Origin of the sequence: Arthrobacter sp. ISL-48 (assembly GCF_018613805.1) — a bacterium.
GTDB lineage: Bacteria > Actinomycetota > Actinomycetes > Actinomycetales > Micrococcaceae > Arthrobacter.
In genome coordinates this window covers 352,226-373,021 of record NZ_JAGGPL010000001.1, presented here as the reverse complement: position 1 = coordinate 373,021, position 20,796 = coordinate 352,226, and the positions used below count along the sequence as shown (strand labels likewise).

Annotated in this window: 19 protein-coding genes and 1 tRNA gene; 15 read left to right on the top strand and 5 right to left on the bottom strand. The window is 63.9% G+C overall.

All coding sequences use genetic code 11. The features are described 5' to 3' along the window. Positions 1-4 precede the first annotated feature (4 nt). From J7E83_RS01640 to J7E83_RS01595, 10 genes are all read left to right on the top strand, one after another. Positions 5-1,381: a S8 family serine peptidase gene (locus J7E83_RS01640; RefSeq protein ID WP_214958667.1), complete on the top strand. Its 1,377-nt coding sequence runs from the start codon at positions 5-7 to the stop codon at positions 1,379-1,381. A gap of 38 nt (positions 1,382-1,419) precedes the next feature. Further along, a complete protein-coding gene (locus J7E83_RS01635; protein ID WP_214958666.1) occupies positions 1,420-2,901 on the top strand; it encodes an NAD(P)/FAD-dependent oxidoreductase in 1,482 nt (493 codons plus the stop codon). A gap of 137 nt (positions 2,902-3,038) precedes the next feature. Beyond that, positions 3,039-3,983 (top strand): N-acetyltransferase, encoded by a 945-nt coding sequence (locus J7E83_RS01630; RefSeq protein WP_214958665.1) that lies wholly within the window; start codon positions 3,039-3,041, stop codon positions 3,981-3,983. A gap of 20 nt (positions 3,984-4,003) precedes the next feature. Further along, positions 4,004-4,077, top strand: a tRNA-Leu gene (locus tag J7E83_RS01625). 361 nt (positions 4,078-4,438) lie between these two features. Next, positions 4,439-5,671, top strand: coding sequence for a branched-chain amino acid ABC transporter substrate-binding protein (locus J7E83_RS01620; RefSeq protein ID WP_214958664.1), 1,233 nt, complete (start codon positions 4,439-4,441; stop codon positions 5,669-5,671). A 180-nt stretch (positions 5,672-5,851) separates the two neighbouring features. Next, positions 5,852-6,859, top strand: coding sequence for a branched-chain amino acid ABC transporter permease (locus J7E83_RS01615; RefSeq protein WP_214958663.1), 1,008 nt, complete (start codon positions 5,852-5,854; stop codon positions 6,857-6,859). Continuing rightward, a complete protein-coding gene (locus tag J7E83_RS01610) occupies positions 6,856-8,112 on the top strand; it encodes a branched-chain amino acid ABC transporter permease (RefSeq protein ID WP_251043280.1) in 1,257 nt (418 codons plus the stop codon). The genes J7E83_RS01615 and J7E83_RS01610 overlap by 4 nt, the downstream gene beginning before the upstream one ends. Then, a complete protein-coding gene (locus J7E83_RS01605) occupies positions 8,109-9,062 on the top strand; it encodes an ABC transporter ATP-binding protein (protein WP_251043279.1) in 954 nt (317 codons plus the stop codon). The genes J7E83_RS01610 and J7E83_RS01605 overlap by 4 nt, the downstream gene beginning before the upstream one ends. After that, a complete protein-coding gene (locus tag J7E83_RS01600; protein ID WP_396020470.1) occupies positions 9,055-9,762 on the top strand; it encodes an ABC transporter ATP-binding protein in 708 nt (235 codons plus the stop codon). Before J7E83_RS01605 ends, J7E83_RS01600 begins: the two co-directional genes overlap by 8 nt. Before the next feature lie 129 nt (positions 9,763-9,891). Next, positions 9,892-10,779 carry a Bax inhibitor-1/YccA family protein gene (locus J7E83_RS01595; RefSeq protein ID WP_214958661.1) on the top strand — a complete coding sequence of 296 codons (888 nt, stop codon included), beginning with the start codon at positions 9,892-9,894 and terminating at the stop codon, positions 10,777-10,779. Positions 10,780-10,897: 118 nt separating this feature from the next. On the opposite strand, the gene galK is transcribed toward J7E83_RS01595, so the two are convergent. From galK to J7E83_RS01580, 3 genes are read right to left on the bottom strand one after another with little or no spacing between them, the layout of a single operon-like run. After that, complete coding sequence (galK, locus tag J7E83_RS01590; protein ID WP_214958660.1) at positions 10,898-12,088, bottom strand: galactokinase; 1,191 nt, start codon at positions 12,086-12,088, stop codon at positions 10,898-10,900. Continuing rightward, positions 12,085-13,245, bottom strand: coding sequence for a galactose-1-phosphate uridylyltransferase (gene galT, locus J7E83_RS01585; RefSeq protein ID WP_214958659.1), 1,161 nt, complete (start codon positions 13,243-13,245; stop codon positions 12,085-12,087). The genes galK and galT overlap by 4 nt, the downstream gene beginning before the upstream one ends. Continuing rightward, positions 13,242-14,135 carry a DeoR/GlpR family DNA-binding transcription regulator gene (locus J7E83_RS01580; RefSeq protein WP_214958658.1) on the bottom strand — a complete coding sequence of 298 codons (894 nt, stop codon included), beginning with the start codon at positions 14,133-14,135 and terminating at the stop codon, positions 13,242-13,244. The genes galT and J7E83_RS01580 overlap by 4 nt, the downstream gene beginning before the upstream one ends. A 136-nt stretch (positions 14,136-14,271) precedes the next feature. On the opposite strand from J7E83_RS01580, the gene J7E83_RS01575 reads away from it, so the two are divergent. From J7E83_RS01575 to J7E83_RS01560, 4 genes are read left to right on the top strand one after another with little or no spacing between them, the layout of a single operon-like run. Continuing rightward, positions 14,272-15,243, top strand: a complete 972-nt coding sequence (locus tag J7E83_RS01575; protein ID WP_214958657.1) for an aldose 1-epimerase family protein — start codon at positions 14,272-14,274, stop codon at positions 15,241-15,243. Between the two features lie 26 nt (positions 15,244-15,269). Further along, positions 15,270-16,691, top strand: coding sequence for an AI-2E family transporter (locus tag J7E83_RS01570; RefSeq protein ID WP_396020464.1), 1,422 nt, complete (start codon positions 15,270-15,272; stop codon positions 16,689-16,691). 3 nt (positions 16,692-16,694) lie between these two features. Further along, complete coding sequence (ilvA, locus tag J7E83_RS01565; protein ID WP_214958656.1) at positions 16,695-17,933, top strand: threonine ammonia-lyase; 1,239 nt, start codon at positions 16,695-16,697, stop codon at positions 17,931-17,933. An 8-nt stretch (positions 17,934-17,941) separates the two neighbouring features. Further along, on the top strand, positions 17,942-18,559 hold the full coding sequence (locus J7E83_RS01560) for a rhomboid family intramembrane serine protease (protein WP_214958655.1): 618 nt from the start codon (positions 17,942-17,944) through the stop codon (positions 18,557-18,559). Positions 18,560-18,608: 49 nt separating this feature from the next. Here the strand turns inward: J7E83_RS01560 and greA are convergent, their stop codons facing one another. Beyond that, positions 18,609-19,103: a transcription elongation factor GreA gene (gene greA, locus J7E83_RS01555; RefSeq protein ID WP_214958654.1), complete on the bottom strand. Its 495-nt coding sequence runs from the start codon at positions 19,101-19,103 to the stop codon at positions 18,609-18,611. Between the two features lie 154 nt (positions 19,104-19,257). Then, positions 19,258-19,716 carry a DUF4307 domain-containing protein gene (locus J7E83_RS01550; RefSeq protein WP_214958653.1) on the bottom strand — a complete coding sequence of 153 codons (459 nt, stop codon included), beginning with the start codon at positions 19,714-19,716 and terminating at the stop codon, positions 19,258-19,260. Between the two features lie 137 nt (positions 19,717-19,853). On the opposite strand from J7E83_RS01550, the gene mca reads away from it, so the two are divergent. Continuing rightward, the gene (gene mca / locus J7E83_RS01545; RefSeq protein ID WP_214958652.1) at positions 19,854-20,759 is read left to right on the top strand and encodes a mycothiol conjugate amidase Mca; all 906 of its coding nucleotides are present in this window, start codon (positions 19,854-19,856) and stop codon (positions 20,757-20,759) included. Positions 20,760-20,796: the final 37 nt, after the last annotated feature.

The following is a 20,796-nucleotide window of genomic DNA, read 5'->3' as shown; positions in this document are numbered from 1 at the left end:
CCAAATGACCAGAGCAACAGCCCGGTTCCGCCGGACCGCCTCCGCTCTTCTGGCGATGGTCCTGGCCGGTGGCAGCCTTGCTGCCGGCCTGGTGGCGGCGCCGCCGGCGCAAGCAGACTCCTGGCGGGACAAGCAGTATTGGCTGGCCGAGTCAGGCATCACCAAGGCCTGGGAGGTCTCCAAGGGGGCCGGCGTAAAGGTTGCCGTGATCGACAGCGGCGTGGACGCCCAGCACCCCGACCTCAAGGGCGCCGTGGTGGGAGGCTTCGATGTGTCGGGCTCCGGGAGCCCGGACGGACGGAAGAGCATTGGCGGAAAGCCGGAACACGCCACACTGGTGGCCACCATGCTGGCCGGCCGCGGCCACCAGCCTGCTGGATCCACGGCCTCGCCCAGCCCCGGTGCATCGGGCCCAGGCCCGGATGGCATTGTGGGAGTGGCTCCCGAGGCCCAGATTCTGTCTGTCTCCACGTGGCTTGGCTCGCCGAACCCTGCTGGCAAGAGCGACCAGGACCAGATCCCGGAGGCTGTTCGCTGGGCGGTGGACAACGGTGCCGGGGTCATCAATATTTCGTTGGGAAGCACCACCCCGCAGTGGCCCCAAAGCTGGGACGCAGCCTTCCTTTACGCGGAGCAGAAGGACGTGGTGATTGTTGCTGCCGCCGGAAACAGGGTGGGGGGCAACGTCCAGGTGGGCGCCCCGGCGACCATCCCGGGCGTGCTCACCGTTGCCGGCCTGGATCGGAAAGGTGTCGCCAGCATTGACGCGTCGTCCCAGGGGATCAGCATCGGCGTGGCGGCTCCTGCGGAAAACCTGCTCGGCGGAACTCCCGGCGGCGGCTATGCGGAATGGGCAGGCACCTCCGGAGCTGCCCCGATCGTTTCCGGTGTCGCCGCCCTCATCCGGTCCAAATGGCCCGATATGAGTGCGAAGCAGGTCATCAACCGGATCGTCAGCACCGCAAAGGACGCCGGTGCCTCGGGAAAGGACCCGCTCTACGGCTTCGGGGTGCTCAACGCCGAAGGTGCCCTGAAGGATCCCGTACCCGAGGCCGCGAGCAACCCCCTGGGGTCCATCTCGGACTGGATCCGAGTCCACCGCCGCGGCAACCTGGCAGCGCCGCCCGTGCCTGTTCCTGCCACCGAAGTGCCCAGCCCCGTCGCTACGCTGCCCGACGCCACCGTGCCGGCGGCAGAGCCGCCCTCGCAGCGTGACAGTGCCCTCGGCGCCGCCGTCGTTATTGGCTTTACCGTCCTGTTCTTGGCCATCATTGCGGCTGCTGTCGTCCAGCTCCGCAGGGCCGCGCGGAACCCCCGTCTGGCCCGCGAAGAGCCTGACACCGGGACGTTAGATACGGTCGATTTGGGTGCCAACGGGTAGTTAGTGAAGATTTTCACAAAGTGCTGTACTCTTAAAACATGGCAACCACCCCAGAGCTCCAGGACCGTCCCCGGGTACTCGTCGTCGGCGGCGGGTACGTCGGCCTGTACGTAGCACTCAAACTGCAGAAGAAGATCGCGAACGCCGGTGGCATCGTCACTCTCGTGGATCCACTGCCCTACATGACCTACCAGCCATTCCTGCCGGAAGTTGCAGGCGGCAACATCGAGGCTCGCCATGCAGTGGTCTCGCACCGCCAGCACCTGAAGCAGACGGAACTCATCCAGGGCAGCGTTACGTCCATCGACCACGCCAACCGCACTGCCGTCGTGGCTCCCGCCGATGGCGGCGAGCACATCGAAATTCCATACTTCGACGTCGTGGTTGCCGCGGGCGCTATCACCCGCACCTTCCCCATCAAGGGGCTGGCGGACAAAGGCATCGGCCTGAAGACCATTGAAGAAGCTGTCGCACTGCGGAACAAGGTACTGGACCGCATTGAAGCCGCGTCCACGCTCACCGATCCGGCGGCACGCGCCAAGGCGCTGACGTTCGTAGTGGTCGGCGGCGGTTTCGCCGGCATCGAATGCATCACCGAGATGGAAGACCTCGCCCGCGCGGCAGTCCGGAACAACCCGCGCGTCAGGCAGGAAGATGTCCGCTTCGTCCTGGTCGAAGCTATGGGCCGGATTATGCCCGAGGTCACGGCCAAGCAGGCCGAATGGGTTGTGGAGCACCTCCGCAGCCGCGGCATCGAAGTCCTGTTGAACACCTCCTTGGACAGCGCCGAGGGCTCCCTCAAGCTCATCAACCTCCCGGACAAGACGCTTGCCCAGGAGTTCGAAGCCGACACCCTGGTCTGGACCGCCGGCGTGCAGGCCAACCCGATGATCCGCTCGTCGGACTTCCCGCTGGAGCCGCGCGGACGGGTCCGGGTCCTCTCTGATCTCCGCATCGCCGGGGACGAAGGCATCATCGACAACGCGTGGGCTGCCGGCGACATTGCGGCCGTTCCGGACCTCACCGGCAACGGGCTCCCGGACGGGACCTGCGTCCCGAACGCCCAGCACGCACTGCGCCAGGCCAAGCGCCTTGCCAAGAACCTGTGGGCTTCCCGCTGGGACAAGCCGCTCAAGGACTACAAGCACAAGAACCTCGGTGCGGTAGCCGGCTTCGGTGAATGGAAGGGTGTTGCCAACATCAACCTGATCGGCAGCATCGGGCTCAAGGGTCCGCTTGCCTGGCTGGCCCACCGCGGCTACCACGGCATGGCCATGCCTACCGTGGAGCGCAAGATCCGTGTGATCTTTGGCTGGATCCTGGCGTTCTTCCTGGGCCGGGACACCACTCAGCTGATCGACCTCGACAATCCCCGCGGCGCCTTCGTGGCCGCGGCCACTCCGGCGCCCAAGCCGGCAGCCGCGGCCCAGCCCGTCGAGGCTCCTGAGTCTGCCAAGCCGGGATCGGCGGCCGCTACGAGCTTCGATCCCAAGGAATCGGTCACGGCGCACGCCAAGTAGTCTGGTTCCTAAGCCTGACCTGCAGTAACGCCGGCGGCGGCCATCCCCTGAGCGGGATGGCCGCCGTTTGTGTTGGGTGTGGCAACCGGTGGCGGTAATGCCCCTAACCGCGGGCTGAAGCATCCTAGACTGGCACAATGACGGGCGAAATGAACCTCCAGACCCTGCTGGCCTCTATCCATCCGGTATTGCGTGAGGGGGAGTACGTCTACGTTCTGTGGCCGCACGGCAGGCCGCTTGAAGCTGGGATCGAGGCTGCAGTCCGCGAGGCTGAGGGGCTTACGGTAGTCCTGCCCCGGGCGGAAGCTGACAACCTGGGCCTCCCTTATGACTTCGTGGCCGCCTGGATCACGCTCGAGGTCCATTCCGCATTGGAGGCTGTCGGGTTGACCGCTGCCGTGAGCAAGGCCCTGACCGATGCCAGGATCAGCTGCAATGTACTGGCGGGTTTCCACCATGACCATCTGCTGGTGCCAGTGGCGGATGCTGCCCGAGCGCTTGAGGCCCTGGCCGAGCTGTCCGCGGAGAGCAGACATGAGCCCCGGCCTGAGCTGGTTCTCCGCACGGAGTCGCCGGCCGATCGGGAACAAATCCTTGGCCTGACAGCCGAGGCCTTCGCCATTTCTCCTGCCACCGGGCAGCCAGCGGTCGGCGAGCCGGTGGAAGTGAAGATGCTCCGTGAGTTGTTTGACTGCGAGGAGTATTTGCCGGAGCTCAGTGTCGTTGCGGTTATCGACGGCGAAGTGGTGGGCCACGTCATCAGCACCCGGGCGTGGGTGGAGGACCACGAGTTGCTCGGGCTCGGGCCGATCAGCGTGGCTCCCAGGCTGCAGCGGCACGGCATTGGCACGGCGCTGATGAATGAAACGATCTCACGGGCCAACGCCGCGGGGGAGTACGGGATAGCCCTGCTCGGGAGCCCGGTCTACTATTCCCGGTTCGGCTTCGTCCCTGCCTCGTCGATGGGCGTGTTGCCTCCGCAAGATGGCTGGGCTGAGCACTTCCAGCTTTTGCCGCTCGCCGTGTGGGCGGGGGGAATTCATGGCACCTTCCGGTATGCCGGACCACTGGCGCGGATGTGACGGGATACCATTGACCCGGCGCCCCAGTAGCCCAATTGGCAGAGGCAGCGGACTTAAAATCCGCGTGTTGCGAGTTCGAGTCTCGCCTGGGGCACAAAACTCTCCTTCGCCGCTTCCTGAGTCGCTACAGCGTCCACCTTGCAGACCCGTGGCGACCGCATCGCGCCGATCCATGGGGATGCGTCCTGGTCTCTGATTCCGAATATGCAACGACTGTTATAAGTATGTGACCATAGTCACTTATTTTCCGCCCGGATTTGCATTAGCTTGAAGGTTGAATCAGGAACTCCTGATCCATCCCTCGCATCGCATGTTTTGGCCAAGCCCTGAATAAAGGCGTGTGCTCCATGACACAGAGTTGGTAGTAGTCTCAGGAAACATATTCGGAAGCAGGCGTGGTCACCCGGTCCCACCGGGTCGCACCACGCTACGGATCCGGCTCGGAAGGCAAATAAATGTACCGAAAGAACGTCCTCACTTCATTGGCAGCGGCAGCCACACTTAGCTTGCTGCTGTCGGCTTGCGCCAATCAGGCCGGCCCCACCACGAATGACACGTCGGGGGCCACTAATAAAGTGAACATCCCGGCAGTTTCCAAGATCGATGTGCCTTCCGGGGCAGTCCTTCCGAAGGGCGACGGCAAGGCAACCTGCCCTGCAACGACGACGCTGGCTTACGCCGGGGCCCAAACCGGGCCCAACGCCCAGCTCGGGATCAACATCTTCAACGGCATCCAACTTGCGATCAACCAGCACAACGCGGCCAATCCGGGGTGCCAGGTCGTGTTCAAGAAGTTTGATACCGAAGGTGATCCGAACAAGGCCACCGGTCCGGTAACGCAGGTTGTCAGCGAGCCAGACACCATCGGCGTCATCGGCCTTCCGTTCTCGGGAGAGTCCAAGGCCACCGGCAACATCTTCGAGCAGAAGGGGCTGGTACACATCACTCCTTCTGCCACGAACCCGGGCCTGACCGGAAACGGCTGGACAACATTCTTCCGTGGCCTGGGCAACGACGCGGTCCAGGGACCGGCTGCCGCCAAATTCCTGACCGGCAAGCTCGGCGCGAAAAAGGTCTACCTGGTCCAGGATGACTCGGACTACGGCATCGGGCTGGGCACGTCAACAACGGCTGCCCTGGGCGGCGCCCTCGCAGGCTCCGACAAGGTCACCACCGGCCAGAAGGACTTCTCCGCCGTCATCTCCAAGATCATGAACTCGAAGGCCGATGCGGTCTTCTACTCGGGCTACTACGCTGAGGCAGCGCCCTTCGACCAGCAGCTCTCGGGCAAGGGATTCACCGGTACGTTTGTGGCGCCGGATGGTGTCAAGGATGACCAGTTCATCAAGCAGGCCGGCGATGCGTCCAGCAACGCCTACTTCACCTGCCCCTGCATCCCCGGCGAACTGATTCCTGACTTCGCGTCCGCCTACAAAGAGGTGTCAAAGGGGGTTGAGCCCGGAACCTACTCGATCGAGGGCTACGATGCCGCGACGGTTCTCCTCTCCGGCATCGATGCAGGCAAGCAGACCAGGGCTGACCTGCTGTCCTGGGTCAAGACCTACGACAAGGACGGCCTGAGCAAGCACTACAAGTGGGACGCCAAGGGCGAACTTCAGGCGCCCACGGTCTATGGCTACAAGGTAGAAAATGCGAAGATAGTTCCGATCGGCCCCGTCGGCGAGTAGCGGGCCCGAACAGAACAGGCTGTGGGGTCAGCTAACGCGGACCCCACAGCTTTTTCTTGACCGGGTTCCTTCTTGACCGGGCGGCTATGCATAGCGGCCCTATTGCAACCGACAGAGCACCAAAGTACGAGTGTCGGCACCGCCCCCAACTGACGGGCCCGACTGGATCAGGATGTGCCAATGCTTCCCCTGCTTGTCCCCTTGCCTCCGATGGAAAACGACTGGATTTCCTTCGATGTACCCTCCCTCATGCAGAATTTCTGGAGTGCCACCTTTGACGGGTTGACGTTCGGCGCCATCTACGCGCTGGTGGCCTTGGGCTACACCCTCGTCTACGGTGTCCTCAACCTCATCAACTTCGCCCACTCCGAGGTTTTTATCGTCGGCTGCTACGCCGTTGTCTTCACACTGACCTCGTTGGGCTTTGGCCCCTCAGTGCCGCGGCTGGGGCTGACGGCGATCATCCTAAACCTTGTACTGGCGCTCGTATTGGCCATGGCGGCGTCCGCAGCAACAGCTTTCCTGCTGGAACGGGTGGCCTATAAGCCCTTGCGGAAGCGCAACGCTCCGCGGCTGGTCTTCCTGATCACCGCCATCGGTGCATCCTTCACCATCCAGTACATCATCTACCTCGTCCGCGGGCCGAGCCCGGAAGTTGCCATCACCATGTTCCGCCCCTTGGCAATCTTTGACGTTTTCGGCACCATCATTGACTCGCAGCAGGTGGTTATCGTCATCGCGGCCATCATCATGATGGTGGCCACGGAGCGGTTCATCAGCAAGTCCCGGACCGGCCGCGGAATCCGTGCCGTAGCCCAGGACCCGGACACTGCCACGTTGATGGGCGTGAACAAAGAGCGGATCATCATCACCACCTTCGTGATCGGAGGCGTGCTCGCAGGCGCCGCTGCCTTGTTCTATGTCATGAAAATTCCTTCCGGCGTCCAGTACAGCGGCGGATTCGTCCTGGGCATTAAGGCCTTTGCGGCAGCAGTACTGGGCGGTATCGGCAACGTCCGCGGCGCGCTCCTGGGCGGACTGCTCCTGGGCCTTATCGGCAACTACGGGCAGATCCTGCTGGGCAACTCACAGTGGACGGACGTCGTCGCCTTCGTCGTCCTGGTCCTGGTTCTCCTGCTTCGTCCGCAGGGTATTCTGGGCACCTCCCTTGGAAGGAGCAAAGCATGAGCATGGTCGATGGACCCACGCCGCTTCCCGAGGCCGCCGCTGAACAAGCGGCCGAGGACCGTGAAGCCAAGTCCACGGGGCCCGGCACCAGCGTCACTCCGGAAAAACGGGGCGGCCGCGGGATCTTCGGATCCCTTGGCGAGCGCTGGAACGCCCTGCCGCGCCAGCAGCAATGGGCCTTCCTCATTGTCGTTGTGGTCCTTGCCTACATGCTGCCGCTGATCAACCCGCCCATTATCACCACGGAGCCCGGCAACAACTTTGCCCTCGCGTGCTTCGACATGGCCCGCTTCGCACTGATCGCCGTCGGACTGAACGTGGTGGTGGGATACGCCGGCCTGTTGGACCTTGGTTACGTCGCCTTCTTCGCCGTGGGATCGTATTGCGCGGCGATGCTGACGAGCCCGGACTCCCCGTTCCTGCACATTCCCTACCTGTGGACCATCCCGGTGGCGATGGCCGTCACCATGTTTTTCGGCGTGGTGCTGGGAGTTCCCACACTGCGTCTGCGGGGCGACTATCTGGCGATCGTGACGCTCGGCTTCGGTGAAATTGTCCGCATCCTCGCCACGATCATCCCCGCCATGAAAGGCCAGGTGGGTTTCCAGAACGTGGGCCACCCGCCCGGTACCGAAGCGGACGGCACTCCCATCTTCTCGAATTCCAACGGAGTGCCCTGGTACTGGCTGACGCTGACCATCATCATCGTCATCACCCTCCTCGTCGGCAACCTTGAGCGGAGCCGCGTGGGGCGCGCCTGGATCGCCATCAGGGAAGACGAGGATGCCGCCGAGATCATGGGCGTTCCGACCTTCAAGTACAAGGTCTGGGCCTTCGCCATCGGAGCAGCCATCGGCGGCATGTCGGGGGCGTTGTTCGCGGGGCAGGTGGGCTTCGTAAACAACCAGAAGTTTGACGTCACCACCTCCATCCTGTTCCTGGCGGCCGTGGTGCTGGGAGGAGCCGGCAATAAAGTCGGGGCCATCGTCGGCGGAGCGCTGGTCAGCTACATTCCCCTGCGCTTCACGGCCATCGCCGAGTACAAGTACCTCATCTTCGGCATCGCGCTTGTGCTGATCATGATATTCCGGTCCCAGGGCCTGCTGCCCGCACGCCAGCGCCTGCTGGCCTATGGGCGGACCGCCTACAACAAGGTCGCCAAGAAGGAATCCAGCGCAATCCCAGGAGGCGAAGTGCCGCCGGCCGGCCGTTCCGGGCTGGGCAAAGGCAACGGGAAGGGAGTCCAGGCATGACTACCGACGACACAGCATCTGCTAAGCCAGGCAGAAGGGCTAATCCAGGCACGGAAGTTGGCAGCGACACCGCTGAACCCGCTGAAATCGACGTGGCGGCACTGGCGGAAGCCGGCGTGGACCTGGACTTGGCCGAGAAGGTGGCCCCTGACCGTGACATTGCGGTCAAGGTGGGAGACAACCTCGTCGAGGTGCAGAACCTCACGATCAAGTTCGGCGGCCTCGTTGCCCTGGACAACGTCAGCTTCAACATTAAGCGCGGCGAAATCCTTGGCCTCATCGGACCTAACGGTGCAGGCAAGACCACATGCTTCAACGCCATGACCGGGGTTTACAAGCCCACCAGCGGGAAGGTGGTCCTGGAAGGCCAGTCCGTTAACGGCCTGAAGCAGCACAAGATCACCAGGCTGGGACTGTCGCGCACGTTCCAGAACATCCGGCTTTTTGGCGAGATGACCGCCCTCGAGAACGTCGTCGTCGGCCTTGACGCCCGGCACCGCACCAGTGTGGGCGGAGCTTTGCTGCGACTGCCGACCCACATTCGGGAGGAGAAATCGGCGATAGAGCGGGGCATGGCTTTGCTGGACTTTGTGGGCATCGCGGATCACGCGCACTTCCTCTCCCGGCACCTGCCGTATGGCTACCAGCGCCGCCTGGAGATTGCCCGCGCCCTGGCGACGGATCCCAAGGTCCTGTGCCTGGACGAGCCCGCAGCGGGGTTCAACCCGGCTGAGAAGGAAGATCTGATGGCGCTGATCCGCACCATCCGCGATGAAGGCTATACGGTGCTGTTGATCGAGCACGACATGAAGCTGGTCATGGGGGTGACCGACCGGATCGTTGTTCTGGAGTTCGGCAAGAAAATCGCTGATGGGCTGCCACGCGAGATCCGTGAAGACCCGCGCGTGATCGCGGCCTACCTGGGGGAGCCCGAAGATGACGTTGCTTGAACTCGAAGACGTATCCGTCCACTACGGACGGATCCAGGCCATTCGGAACATGTCCTTCACCGTCAACGAGGGGGAGGTTGTCTCCCTGATCGGTGCCAACGGGGCCGGCAAAACCACCACGATGAAGACGATATCGGGGCTGCTAAACCCCACCAGCGGCAAAATCACGTTCGCTGGGGACGATATTACGAAAATGAAGGCCCACATCCGGGTGGTCCAGGGCATCTCCCAGGCTCCGGAAGGGCGGGGGATCTTCCCGGGCATGACGGTCATGGAGAACCTGGACATGGGTACTTTCGGCCGCAAGGACAGAAACGGTGTTCCGCAGGATTTGGAGCGCGTGTTCGACCTCTTCCCGCGGCTGAAGGAACGGGAGAAGCAGTACGGCGGCACCATGTCAGGTGGGGAGCAGCAAATGCTCGCCATCGGCAGGGCCCTGATGTCCAATCCGAAACTGCTGCTCCTGGACGAACCGTCGATGGGCCTCGCTCCGCAATTTATCCGCCAGATCTTCAAGATCATCAAGGAGATCAACAAGCAGGGCACCACGGTGCTCATGGTCGAACAGAACGCCAACCAGGCCCTGGCGGGGGCGCACCGGGCCTTTGTCCTGGAAACTGGTGAAATCACGCACAGCGGCACCGGAAAGGAACTGATGGCAAACCCGGCTATCAAGGAGGCCTACCTGGGAGTGGGCTAACCGCAAAACGCCATGTCACAGTTGGGTTGCGACTCCCGGAGCGGGAACTTTCAGCGGCCCCGGGGCGTGGAAATTGGTAACGTGAACCTTAAGTTCAGTATCCATCCCTTTATTTGGAGGACACCCGCAATGGCACTTGGCGGAAACCCGATCTTCAACGGAAAGAATTTCCGTGGAGCCACCCAGGCCCCGCCTGTACCGCAGGCTGCCTACGGGCAGCAGCCCTACGGCCAGGCTCCCTACGGGCAGCAGCCCTATGGCCAGGGAGCCTGGGCGCCCCAGCAGCAGAACATGACCAATGAGCAGCTGCAGCAGATGTACAACCAGCCGGCGGCGGGCCCCGCCGATACCGGCCGGATGACCTTTGACGACGTCATTGTCAAGACCGCAGCATGCCTCGGCGTCCTGGTTGCCGGCGCGGCCGTGACACTCTTCGTCGGCCAAAGCCTCGCCATGATGCTGATGATCGTCGGCGCCCTGGGCGGCTTCGTGCTGGCCTTGGTCAACACGTTCAAGAAGCAGCCATCCCCGGCTCTGATCCTGGCCTATGCCGGGCTTGAAGGACTGTTCCTGGGTGGGCTCACCCGCGTCCTCGACCTGATGTATCCGGGAGTTGGGCTGCAGGCTGTCATCGGCACGTTGTCCGTGTTCACCGTGACGTTGCTCCTATTCAAGAGCGGCAAGGTGCGCGCAACCCCTAAGGCCATGAAGTTCTTTATGATCGCCATGGTCGGTTACGCCCTGTTCTCAGTAGTCAACCTCGTCATGATGATGACGGGTTTGCAGACTGAACCGTTCGGGCTGCGTCACGGCATTGTGGGGGTCGCCATTGGCGTCCTGGCGATCGGCCTGGCGGCCTTCTCGCTGATCATGGACTTCACCAGCATCGAGGCAGGCGTCCGGAGCGGGGCGCCGCAGCGCTTCTCCTGGACCGCGGCATTCGGCCTCACCGTCACGCTGGTCTGGCTGTATGTGGAGATGATCCGCCTGCTGGCTATCCTGCGGGGAGACGACTAGCACCCAAGCCGGCCTCCGCCGTCGTACTTCGAAACCGGGCCATACTTTCGAAACGGAAGAGGACCCCCGCCACATGCAGTTACAGGCGGGGGTCCTCTTCTTTTGTGCGTTTCTGTCCTCAGGAGATCCGCATGGCTCCTGCAGCGGGGGTCACCGTGAAAATGTCCGGAGCAGTGAAGCCAGCTTCCGCGAAGGCGCGTTCGACGGCGGCGCGCACCTGCTGCTCAGCGGCCAGCGGAGTCAGTGCGATCGCCGACCCGCCAAAGCCTCCGCCGGTCATCCGGGCTCCGATGGCGCCGTTGGCGCGGGAGGTTTCCACGGCCAGGTCAAGCTCCGGGCAGGAGATCTCGAAGTCGTCGCGCATGGACAAATGGCTGGCGTCGAGCAGCGCACCGATTGACCCGGGGCCTTCACCGGCCAGCAGGTCCACCGTCTGGAGTACGCGGTCGTTTTCGGTGACCACGTGACGGACCCGCCGGAAGGTCACCTCGTCCAGGAGCCCGCTGGCTTCTCCGAGCTCGCCCACCTGGACGTCGCGGAGGGCCTTGACGCCAAGCACCTCTGCGCCCAGTTCGCAGGCGGCCCGGCGCGACGCGTAGCCGCCGTCGGCATGGGAGTGCGAAACCTTGGTGTCGATCACCAGCATCACCAGCCCGGCAGGTTCCGCCTCGAACGGGACCAGGCGCACGCTCTGGTCCCGGCAGTCGAGGAAAACGGCGTGGCCCTTTGCCCCCCGGAGCGAGGCCGACTGGTCCATGATGCCCGTGGGGGCGCCCACAAAGTCGTTTTCCGCCTGCTGAGTGGCCAGGACCATGTCCTCAGCTCGCAGGTCAGCTCCCGTCAGCTCATTCAGTGCTGACACCACCGCGCACTCGATCGCATGGGAGGAGGACAGCCCGGCACCCAGCGGCACGCTGGAATCAAGGAGCAGATCCAGCCCGGGAACGGTGATTCCACGCTGCTGAAGGGCCCAGATGACGCCGAGCGGATACTTGGTCCAGCCTTTGGCGGCCCCCGGCTCCAGCGTTCGGAGGTTTGTGCTGAAGACCCCTTGGTCGCCGTAGGTGGACAGCAGCCGGATGGTGGAGTCCGGGCGGGCCGCGATAGCCACCCGGGCGGTCTTGTCGATGGCGAACGGAAGCACAAAGCCCTCGTTGTAGTCCGTGTGTTCGCCGATCAGGTTGACCCGACCCGGCGCCTGCCACACGCCGTCCGGGACCCGGCCGAATTCACGCTCAAAGCGGGCGGTAAGCTCCGCCGTGGTGGGCGGGACTGCCTGGGAGGTCAGCGGGTCGGGTGCGGCACTCACGCGCGTGCTCCTTCGGGTATGGCCGCCTTAGTGGCGGCGGGGGAGGGGGTGGAATCCGGGACCACGACGGCGCGGAGGCGTTCAGCCACGCTTTCCGGAGTGGTGTCGTTGATGAACGCGCCCATGGCGGCCTCGGAACCGGCAAGGAACTTGAGCTTGTCCGCTGCCCGGCGCGGCGATGTCAGCTGCAGGTGCAGGTAGCTTGCAGGCCGCAGCACGTCATCCAGGGGAGCCTGATGCCAGGCCGAGATGTACGGAGTTGGGGTGGGGTATAAGGCATCAAGACGCTTGAGCAGATCCAGGTAAACATGGGCGAGCTCGTCCTTTTCGTCGCCGCTCAGGGCAGCAAGGTCGGGAACCTGGCGGTGCGGCACCAGATGGATTTCGAGCGGCCAGCGCGCGGCGAAGGGCACATAGGCGCTGAAGTTCTCCCCTTCCATCACCATCCGGCTGCCGTCCTCACGTTCGGCACGCAGCAGCGATCCCGTGAGGGTCTGCGCACCGTCTGCTTGATCGTAGAATTTCCGCGCAGCCGCGCCCAACACGCCAGCGCGGGGCGTGACATAGGGGTAGGCGTAGATCTGTCCGTGGGGATGGTGGAGGGTGACCCCGATGTCGGCTCCCCTGTTTTCGAACGGGAAGACCTGCTTGATGCCAGGCAGCGCACTGAGCGCTTCGGTGCGTTGGGCCCAGGCCTCCACCACGGTCCGGGCCCTGGCTTCGCTCAGGCCGCTGAATGATCCGGTGTGCTCGGGGGTGAAGGCTACTACTTCACAGCGTCCGTAGGCGGGGCCGGTGGTGCCCCAGGCGGGATTTTCGGGAACAGTGCCCGTGGCTGGTCCGAGCGATGGGAAGCGGTTTTCAAACACGACAACGTCGTAGTCGGGCGCGGGAATTTCCGACGGGTTGTTTGGCGTAGTGGGGCAGATGGGGCACTGGTCCGCGGGCGGAAGGTGCGTGCGGGTCTGCCGGTGTGCGGCTACCGCCACCCATTCTCCCGTCAGCGCATCGAACCGGACTTCACCGGGCTCTCCGCGTTCCGGGAGGTCGCGGTGGTCAGTGGTTGTTTCGGCGGTGCGGGACTTGGGTGTTTCCGCGTCGTCGAAATAGATCAGCTCCCGGCCGTCGGCAAGCTTGGTGCTGGTGATACCTGTCATGGCTTTTGTCCTTTGGATGCTGGTACGGGAAGCTTCAGGGCTTCTGGCGGGCTTGTGGCTACGGCGGTGTGTTCGGTTGGCCCGTCCCGGCCAGCGGGGACCGCGGCCACGCGTACGTCGGTGACCGCCTCACGGAGGGCGGCCAGGCGGCCTGTCGGGAGCTCCTTGATGCGGCTGTCGGTGATCAAAGTATCGACGTCGGACACGGCGCAGATACCGGCCAGGCCCACCAGCCCGTATTTGGTGGCGTCGGCGAGGACGATGAGTTTCCTGGAGGCTTCGATCATTGCTGTGTTGAGTTCGGCTTCAAGCAGATTCGGAGACGTGATCCCGGCCTGGAGATCCATACCGTGGGCGCCCATAAAGCACAGGTCCGCGTCCATTGTTCTGACGGCCTCGGCTGCCAGCGGGCCGACCAGGGCCTCGGAGGGAGTACGTTCCCCGCCCAGAATCAGGGTCCGGATACCGCCGTCGTCGTCGGCTGAGCTCCCTGCCGCCAGCGAATTGGCCACCATGATGGAGTTCGTGGCCACGGTGAGGCCCATGTTCCGGGGCAGGATCCTTGCAAGTTCAAAAGTGGTGGTGCCGCCCGAGATGAGTAGAGTCATCCCAGGTTCGACAAGGCGCACGGCTTCCGCCGCAATAGCCCTCTTGGCTCCGAGCTGCCGGGCCGACTTGCTGGCAAAAGCAGGCTCCAATGCACTTAGGCTGTCCGTGCGTGCTGCCCCGCCATGGACCCGGAGCAGCAGGCCGTCGGCGTCCAGCGCATCGATGTCCCGGCGGATGGTCATCTCGGAGACTTCGAGGCGTTCGGCGAGGACAGCCACGCGGACCGTTCCCTGGGCCTGGACCTCCTGGAGGATCAGGTGCTGCCGTTGGGCTGCCAGCACGGATTCCTCCTTCGATAGTGATGACTGCGGCCATCCAATTGTTACATATTCCGCTCAGAAAAGAATAGATTCAAACAAAAGACAACAGTCGGAGGTTGATGGCTCCGCCGTCCTCCGGCCATGTACGGTGGTGCTCATGACTTCCAGCCCAGACCCGACAGCAGGCCTTCCCGACGGATTCAGGACCTACGCCACAGGGCGGCAGTATGAAATCCGGCGCGGAGACGCCCTCGCCGTGGTCACCGAGCTCGCGGCAGGCCTGCGGCTATACAGCCGTTCCGGCGTGTTGCTCACCGAGACATACGGGGACGCGGATATTCCGCCGGGAGCTGCCGGCATCACCCTCGCGCCGTGGGCAAACAGGGTGGAGGACGGGGTCTGGTATCTGGACGGGAAGAAACAGCAGCTGGACATCACGGAAGTCTCGAGAAACAACGCGAGCCACGGACTGCTGCGCAACGCCGCGTATGGGCTGGTCGACGAGTCCCAGCACTCCGTGACCCTCGAGGCGACCATTTTTCCGCAGCACGGCTTCCCTTTCCTGCTGCGCCACCGCGTGCAGTACCTCCTGGCCGAGGACCAGGGCCTGGTGGTCCACCAGACCCTCATCAACGACTCGCCGACGCCGGCACCCTTCGTCCTGGGTGCACATCCCTACCTGAGGCTGGGGGACCTCGACATGGACGAGCTGACGCTGACCGTTGCGGCGGAGACAAGGCTCGTGGCGGACAAACGCCTGATCCCACGCAGTTCGGAACCCGTCAGCGGAGACACAGATCTGCGCGCCGGCCGGCGAGTGGGAGGCCTCGCCGTCGACGTTGCCCTCACAGATATTAGGTTCGACGGCGGCGTGGCCCGTCACACGCTGAGCGCCCCGGCCGGCCGGACCGTCTCGCTGTGGCAGGACGAGGCATGCACCTTCGTGCACGTTTTTGTAACGACGGAATTTCCGGACAGGGCCAGGGCGGTGGCGATAGAGCCGATGACCGGACCTGCCAATGCCTTCAATTCAGGAGACGGGCTCCGGTGGCTTGCACCTGGGGACTCCTTCACCATGTCGTGGGGGATCGAGGCGACGCTGGGAGACGCAGCGTGCCGTTTCCCATAAGGCCGCCGCTGGGGAAGTATTAGGCTATGACGCCAGCCAAGGACGCCACACCATCGGTCCCACCTGCCACGGTCCCACCTGCCACCAACCCGCATGCTGACGCAGCAGCCGCGGCCTCCCGTGCTGCCGAGACTGCCCTGACTGCTGAGACCGCACTGACGGCAGGACAGGCAGCGCCGTTGCCGGTCATGGGCGACAGGGAGCTTGAACAGGACATCCCCTATGGCGTCCGCATCGCCGCGGCCTGGGCGTGGAGGCTTGGGCTGATCCTCGTGGTTGGCGGTGCACTGATCTGGCTGCTGGGCCGGGTCAGCTTCCTGATTATCCCGGTCATGGTGGCCGCACTGTTGGCCGGGCTCCTCAATCCCGTGGTGGGCTGGCTACGGAGCCGCCGGCTGCCCAACGGTGCTGCCGTGGCAATCACCGTGCTGGCCTTCATCGGCCTGATTGCCGGGTCCCTTGCCTTGGTGGGCCGACAGTTGGTTTCCGGCTTCGGAGAACTCTGGACCGAGGCGCTGGAGGGCGTGGAGCAGGTCCAGGGCTGGCTGGCGGACGGCCCGCTGCACCTGACCGCGGACCAGATGGACCAGTACCTCAAGGATGCTACCGCCGCCCTGCAGAACAACAGCAGCAGCATCCTTAGTGGTGCGTTGTCCTTCGGCAGCACTGCCGGACACTTTGCCGCCGGCCTGGTGCTGGCTCTATTCATCCTGATTTTCTTCCTCCTTGAAGGGGACAGGATCTGGGCCTTCCTGGTCCGGCTGCTCCCTAAGAAGGCCCGCGCAGCAACCTTCGGCGCCGGGCGCCGGGGGTGGACCTCCATGGTCAGCTACGCCCGGATCCAGATGTTTGTCGCATTTGTTGACGCGGTGGGCATCGGCGTCGGCGCCGCCATCATCGGGGTGCCTCTGGCGCTGCCCCTGAGCGTGCTCGTGTTCATCGGCTCGTTCATTCCGGTGGTAGGTGCCCTGGTGACCGGTGCCATCGCTGTCCTCCTGGCCCTCGTGGCCAACGGGCCGGTCAACGCCCTGATCATGCTGGCCATCGTCCTGCTGGTCCAGCAGTTGGAGAGCCACATCCTGCAGCCCCTGGTGATGGGCAAAGCTGTCGCCTTGCATCCGGTGGCGGTGATCCTCACCGTGGCGGCAGGCTCATACCTGGCGGGAATCCCGGGGGCCCTGTTCTCGGTACCCATCCTTGCCGTAGCAAACTCGGCAATTCGCTACATCGCTGGCAGAACGTGGGAACATGAACAGGTGCTGGCAGCTCCCGGAGCGGCGATGACAGTCGGCGCGGGCCACGACGACACCTTCAAGGACGTCAGCCTGCCACGCGCCAAGTACTGGCGCGGCAAGGGTGCCCCGCCCAGCACAGATGCATACAATCAGGACGCCCGGACCGGACCTGCGGGACCGGGCGCCGGAGCCGAATCCGCCAAAGGAGAATAGTTCGTGAACATCCTTGAAACCCTTCCCGTCACGCTGGACGATGTCCTGGAGGCGCAGAAGCTGCTCGAGGGGATTATTGCGCGGACACCGGTGGAATCGTCGCGGGCCCTGGGCGGACTGGTCGGCGGGGACGTCTACTTCAAGTGCGAAAACCTGCAACGGGCCGGGTCGTTCAAGGTCCGTGGAGCGTACGTCCGGATGGCGAGGCTTTCCCCCGAGGAGAAAAAGCGCGGCGTTGTTGCCGCGTCCGCCGGCAACCATGCCCAGGGCGTGGCCGTCGCCGCCAAGAGCCTGGGCATCAAAGCCCGCATCTATATGCCGCTGGGCGTGGCCCTCCCCAAGCTCGCGGCCACGCGCAGCCACGGTGCGGAGGTGATTCTGCACGGCCACAACGTCGATGAGGCGCTTGCGGAGGCGCAGCGCTACGCCAACGAATCCGGCACGGTCTTTGTCCACCCGTTCGACAACGTGGACGTCGTGGCAGGCCAAGGAACCATAGGCCTCGAGATTCTCGAACAGATCCCCAACGTGGACACGATCCTCATGGGCGTTGGCGGAGGCGGCCTGCTCGCCGGGGTTGCCGTCGCGGTCAAGGCACGGGCCAAGGAACTGGGACGGGAAATCCGCATCATCGGCGTTCAGGCCGAGAACGCCGCCGCCTATCCGCCGTCGCTGGCGGCGGACGCCCTGGTCCCGCTGAAGAAGGTGTCCACCATGGCGGACGGCATCGCCGTCGGGCGTCCGGGGCAACTGCCGTTCAGCATCATCCGGGAACTCGTGGACGATGTGGTGACCGTCAGCGAGGATTCCCTTGCGCGGGCCCTGATCTTCCTGCTGGAACGGGCAAAACTGGTTGTCGAACCTGCCGGCGCGGTCGGAGTGGCGGCCCTGATGGACGGGACAATCGAGAATCCGGGCACCACCGCCGTGATCCTCTCCGGAGGCAACATCGATCCGATGCTTATGCTCAAGGTCATCCAGCGGGGCCTGTCGGCCGCCGGCCGCTACATGACAGTACGGATGATGCTTGATGACCGTCCGGGATCACTGGCTACGATCGCCCGCATCATCGCCGAGAACGATGCGAACGTAACGGGTTTGGACCACACCCGCGTCGGAGGCTCCATCAGCATGGGGGACGTCTCCATCACCGTGAACCTCGAAACCAAGGGCCATCAACATTGCGAGCAGGTCCTCAGCGCGCTCCGTGCCGAGGGCTTCCAGCCCATCGTGGTCCATTAGGGGCGGTAATGTTCGACGCCATGGGGGACGGGAGTCCAAGAAGTCGGGTGACCACTGCCTCGCGTGCAAAGGGCGGGCTGCTGGTGGTTGGCGGATTCGTGCTGGTGCTGTTTGCGATCGAGATCGTCAACATGCTCACGCTGCACGCCCTGAACAGGACCTTCGGTCTCCGGCCGCGCAGCGCCGACGGCCTGCTGGATATTTTCACGTTCCCCCTGCTCCATGCCGGCCTCAACCACCTGCTGTCCAACACTTTGCCGTTGATCATCTTCGGGTTCCTGGTGTTCCTTTCCGGGCTCAGGGTCTTCCTGACCGCGCTGGGCTTCAGCTGGCTGGGCTCCGGGCTGACTGTCTGGCTGATCGGCGACGGCGGCATCACAGTTGGCGCTTCCGGGCTCGTTTTCGGGCTGTTCGCTTTCCTGTTGGTGAGGGGATTCTTGAATCGCAACTGGGGGCAGATACTGCTGTCGATCGTGCTGTTCATGGTGTACGGCAGCATCCTTCTCGGTGTGTTGCCGGTCGTGGCGGGGTACATTTCCTGGCAGGCACATCTGGGCGGAGCTTTGGGTGGCGTGGCCGCCGCCATGCTGCTAAGACGCCGTAACGGAAACACCGGCCGCCCCTGAAGGCAACCGGTGTTTCCGTTGTGGCAAGTGTTCCGATAGGGCAGGTGCCCTAGGCGGCGTAGGGCTTGGCAGAGAGGATCTCCACCGTGATGTCCTTGCCGTTGGGTGCCGTATAGCTGAGTTTGTCGCCTTCTTTGTGGCCCAAAATCGCAGCGCCGAGGGGCGACTTTTCGCTGAAGACATCGAGGTCCGAATCACCGGCAATTTCACGGGATCCGAGCAGGAAGGACTCTTCGTCCCCGGCGATCCTGGCCACCACGATCATGCCGGGCCCTACGATCCCGTCATCCGCGGGAGCTTCGCCTACATGGGCATCGCGCAGTAGGGCTGTCAGCTGGCGGATCCGGGCCTCGATCTTGCCCTGCTCTTCCTTGGCTGCGTGGTAGCCGCCGTTTTCCTTGAGGTCGCCTTCCTGGCGGGCTGCTTCAATCTTCTGGACAATCTCCGCACGGCCAGCGCCGGAAAGGTGGTCCAGCTCTGCCTTCAGGCGGTCAAAAGCTTCCTGGGTGAGCCAGGCTGCAGGCGCGCTGTTGGTGGTAGACACGGACTTCTCCTCTTGTGGGTCATACAGCAAAAGACCCCGCCACGGTGGCCACTTGTGGAACTCAGTAACCAGCTCAGCGGGGTAAAGGTATTGCTCCATTGTAGTCAATCCTGTGGATTAAACCCAACAAGGAAGCGGTGCAGATCACATTCCCCTATTTGGAGCCGTCAGGAATCCAGCAGCTGTCCACCAGTCCCGAGACAGCAAGTGACTCCGTTTGCAGGACCACCCGCCGGGAAATGGTGCGCCCGTTGTCGGCCGTACCGTCCGCCTCTTCTGGCGGGAGATCCACCACTTTCCAGCCAACGATGGCGAACTTGGAGTCCAGCGCCTTCACGGCGCACTTGACTGCCACACCGGGGTCCCGGGTCACTTGGAAATCGACTTCCGTCTGGGTGGCGTCCGTAACACTGAAGCCAATGTCCTTGGACGTCACGCCGCCGGTGGCTGAGGACGTGGAAACCCAGGCCATGAAGCCGATTCCCGCCGCTAGCGCCCCAATTCCGATGGCACGCTTTGCCTTGCCGGACAGCCGGCGCTTTTGGCCGCCATAACGATTGGCTAGGCTAGTGCTTGCTGGCGGGGAAACGGCCGGCTGATCCTGGGAAGTCACCAGTTCAGTTTAGTGCGGATCCGGGAGACGGTTCTCCGGGCTACGGATTCCCTGCCCCGCTCAATGCCGTACCCCTATATGACCGCCCGGCCAAAGCTGCCGGACGGCAGCTACACGAGAAAAAGGAGCCGTCCGAGATGACAGCGTCCAGCACACCCCCGGCCCCGCTCCGGCTGCTCGCCGTGCACGCGCATCCTGATGACGAGTCGAGCAAGGGTGCGGCCACGATGGCGATGTATGCCGCTGCCGGCGTGGATGTCATGGTGGCTACCTGCACGGACGGATCCAGGGGTGGAATCCAGAACCCTGCGGTGGAGGGGGAACCGCATCCAAAGCGCGACATGGCGGGCGCCCGGCGGCTCGAGATGGACCGGGCTGCCAAGGTACTGGGCATCAAGCAGCGCTGGATTGGCTTTGTTGACTCCGGGCTTCCCGAGGGCGATCCGCTCCCGCCCCTGCCCGACGGTTCCTTCGCCACGCAGCCCCTGGCTCGCGCAGCAGCGCCACTGGTGCGGCTTGTCCGCAGCTTCAAGCCGCACGTGATGATCAGCTATGACGAAAACGGAGGGTACCCGCACCCGGACCACATCATGGCGCACCGGGTGGCTGTAGAGGCGTTCGACGCGGCGGGGGATCCTGACCGCTATCCCGGAACGGGCGAAGCCTGGGAGCCCGGCAAGCTCTACTACGACCGGGCCTTCAGTCCCGAGCGCTTCCGGGCACTCCATTTTGCCCTGGCAGAGGCGGGGTTGCAGTCGCCCTATGCGGAGCGGCTCGCCGCCTGGCTGGAGACCGACGCCGAGGGGCATACGCCGCCTCCTGCCGGGCACCCCACCACCACCCAGGTGGACTGTGGTGACTACTTTGAGGTCCGCGACGACGCTCTCCGCGAACACCGGACCCAAGTGGATCCGCTGGGGTTCTTCTTCGCCGTCTCGCCTGAAATGCAGCGCCGCGCCTGGCCTTGGGAGGACTACTCCCTGATCCAGTCAAGGGTCCCCGCCCAGCTACCGGAGAGGGATCTTTTCGCGGGGCTAAGATAGATAATGCAGGCAATTTCTATGCCACGTAGAAGATGAG

What these genes read in the sequence shown, in the direction of transcription:
- J7E83_RS01610 (WP_251043280.1), top strand. Translation starts at nt 6,856, where the DNA reads ATGAGCATGGTCGATGGACCCACGCCGCTTCCCGAGGCCGCCGCTGAA.
- J7E83_RS01620 (WP_214958664.1), top strand. Translation starts at nt 4,439, where the DNA reads ATGTACCGAAAGAACGTCCTCACTTCATTGGCAGCGGCAGCCACACTT.
- galT (WP_214958659.1), bottom strand. Translation starts at nt 13,245, where the DNA reads ATGACAGGTATCACCAGCACCAAGCTTGCCGACGGCCGGGAGCTGATC.
- J7E83_RS01630 (WP_214958665.1), top strand. Translation starts at nt 3,039, where the DNA reads ATGACGGGCGAAATGAACCTCCAGACCCTGCTGGCCTCTATCCATCCG.
- J7E83_RS01615 (WP_214958663.1), top strand. Translation starts at nt 5,852, where the DNA reads ATGCTTCCCCTGCTTGTCCCCTTGCCTCCGATGGAAAACGACTGGATT.
- J7E83_RS01595 (WP_214958661.1), top strand. Translation starts at nt 9,892, where the DNA reads ATGGCACTTGGCGGAAACCCGATCTTCAACGGAAAGAATTTCCGTGGA.
- J7E83_RS01640 (WP_214958667.1), top strand. Translation starts at nt 5, where the DNA reads ATGACCAGAGCAACAGCCCGGTTCCGCCGGACCGCCTCCGCTCTTCTG.
- J7E83_RS01575 (WP_214958657.1), top strand. Translation starts at nt 14,272, where the DNA reads ATGACTTCCAGCCCAGACCCGACAGCAGGCCTTCCCGACGGATTCAGG.
- mca (WP_214958652.1), top strand. Translation starts at nt 19,854, where the DNA reads ATGACAGCGTCCAGCACACCCCCGGCCCCGCTCCGGCTGCTCGCCGTG.
- J7E83_RS01570 (WP_396020464.1), top strand. Translation starts at nt 15,270, where the DNA reads ATGACGCCAGCCAAGGACGCCACACCATCGGTCCCACCTGCCACGGTC.
- J7E83_RS01605 (WP_251043279.1), top strand. Translation starts at nt 8,109, where the DNA reads ATGACTACCGACGACACAGCATCTGCTAAGCCAGGCAGAAGGGCTAAT.
- J7E83_RS01560 (WP_214958655.1), top strand. Translation starts at nt 17,942, where the DNA reads ATGTTCGACGCCATGGGGGACGGGAGTCCAAGAAGTCGGGTGACCACT.
- J7E83_RS01635 (WP_214958666.1), top strand. Translation starts at nt 1,420, where the DNA reads ATGGCAACCACCCCAGAGCTCCAGGACCGTCCCCGGGTACTCGTCGTC.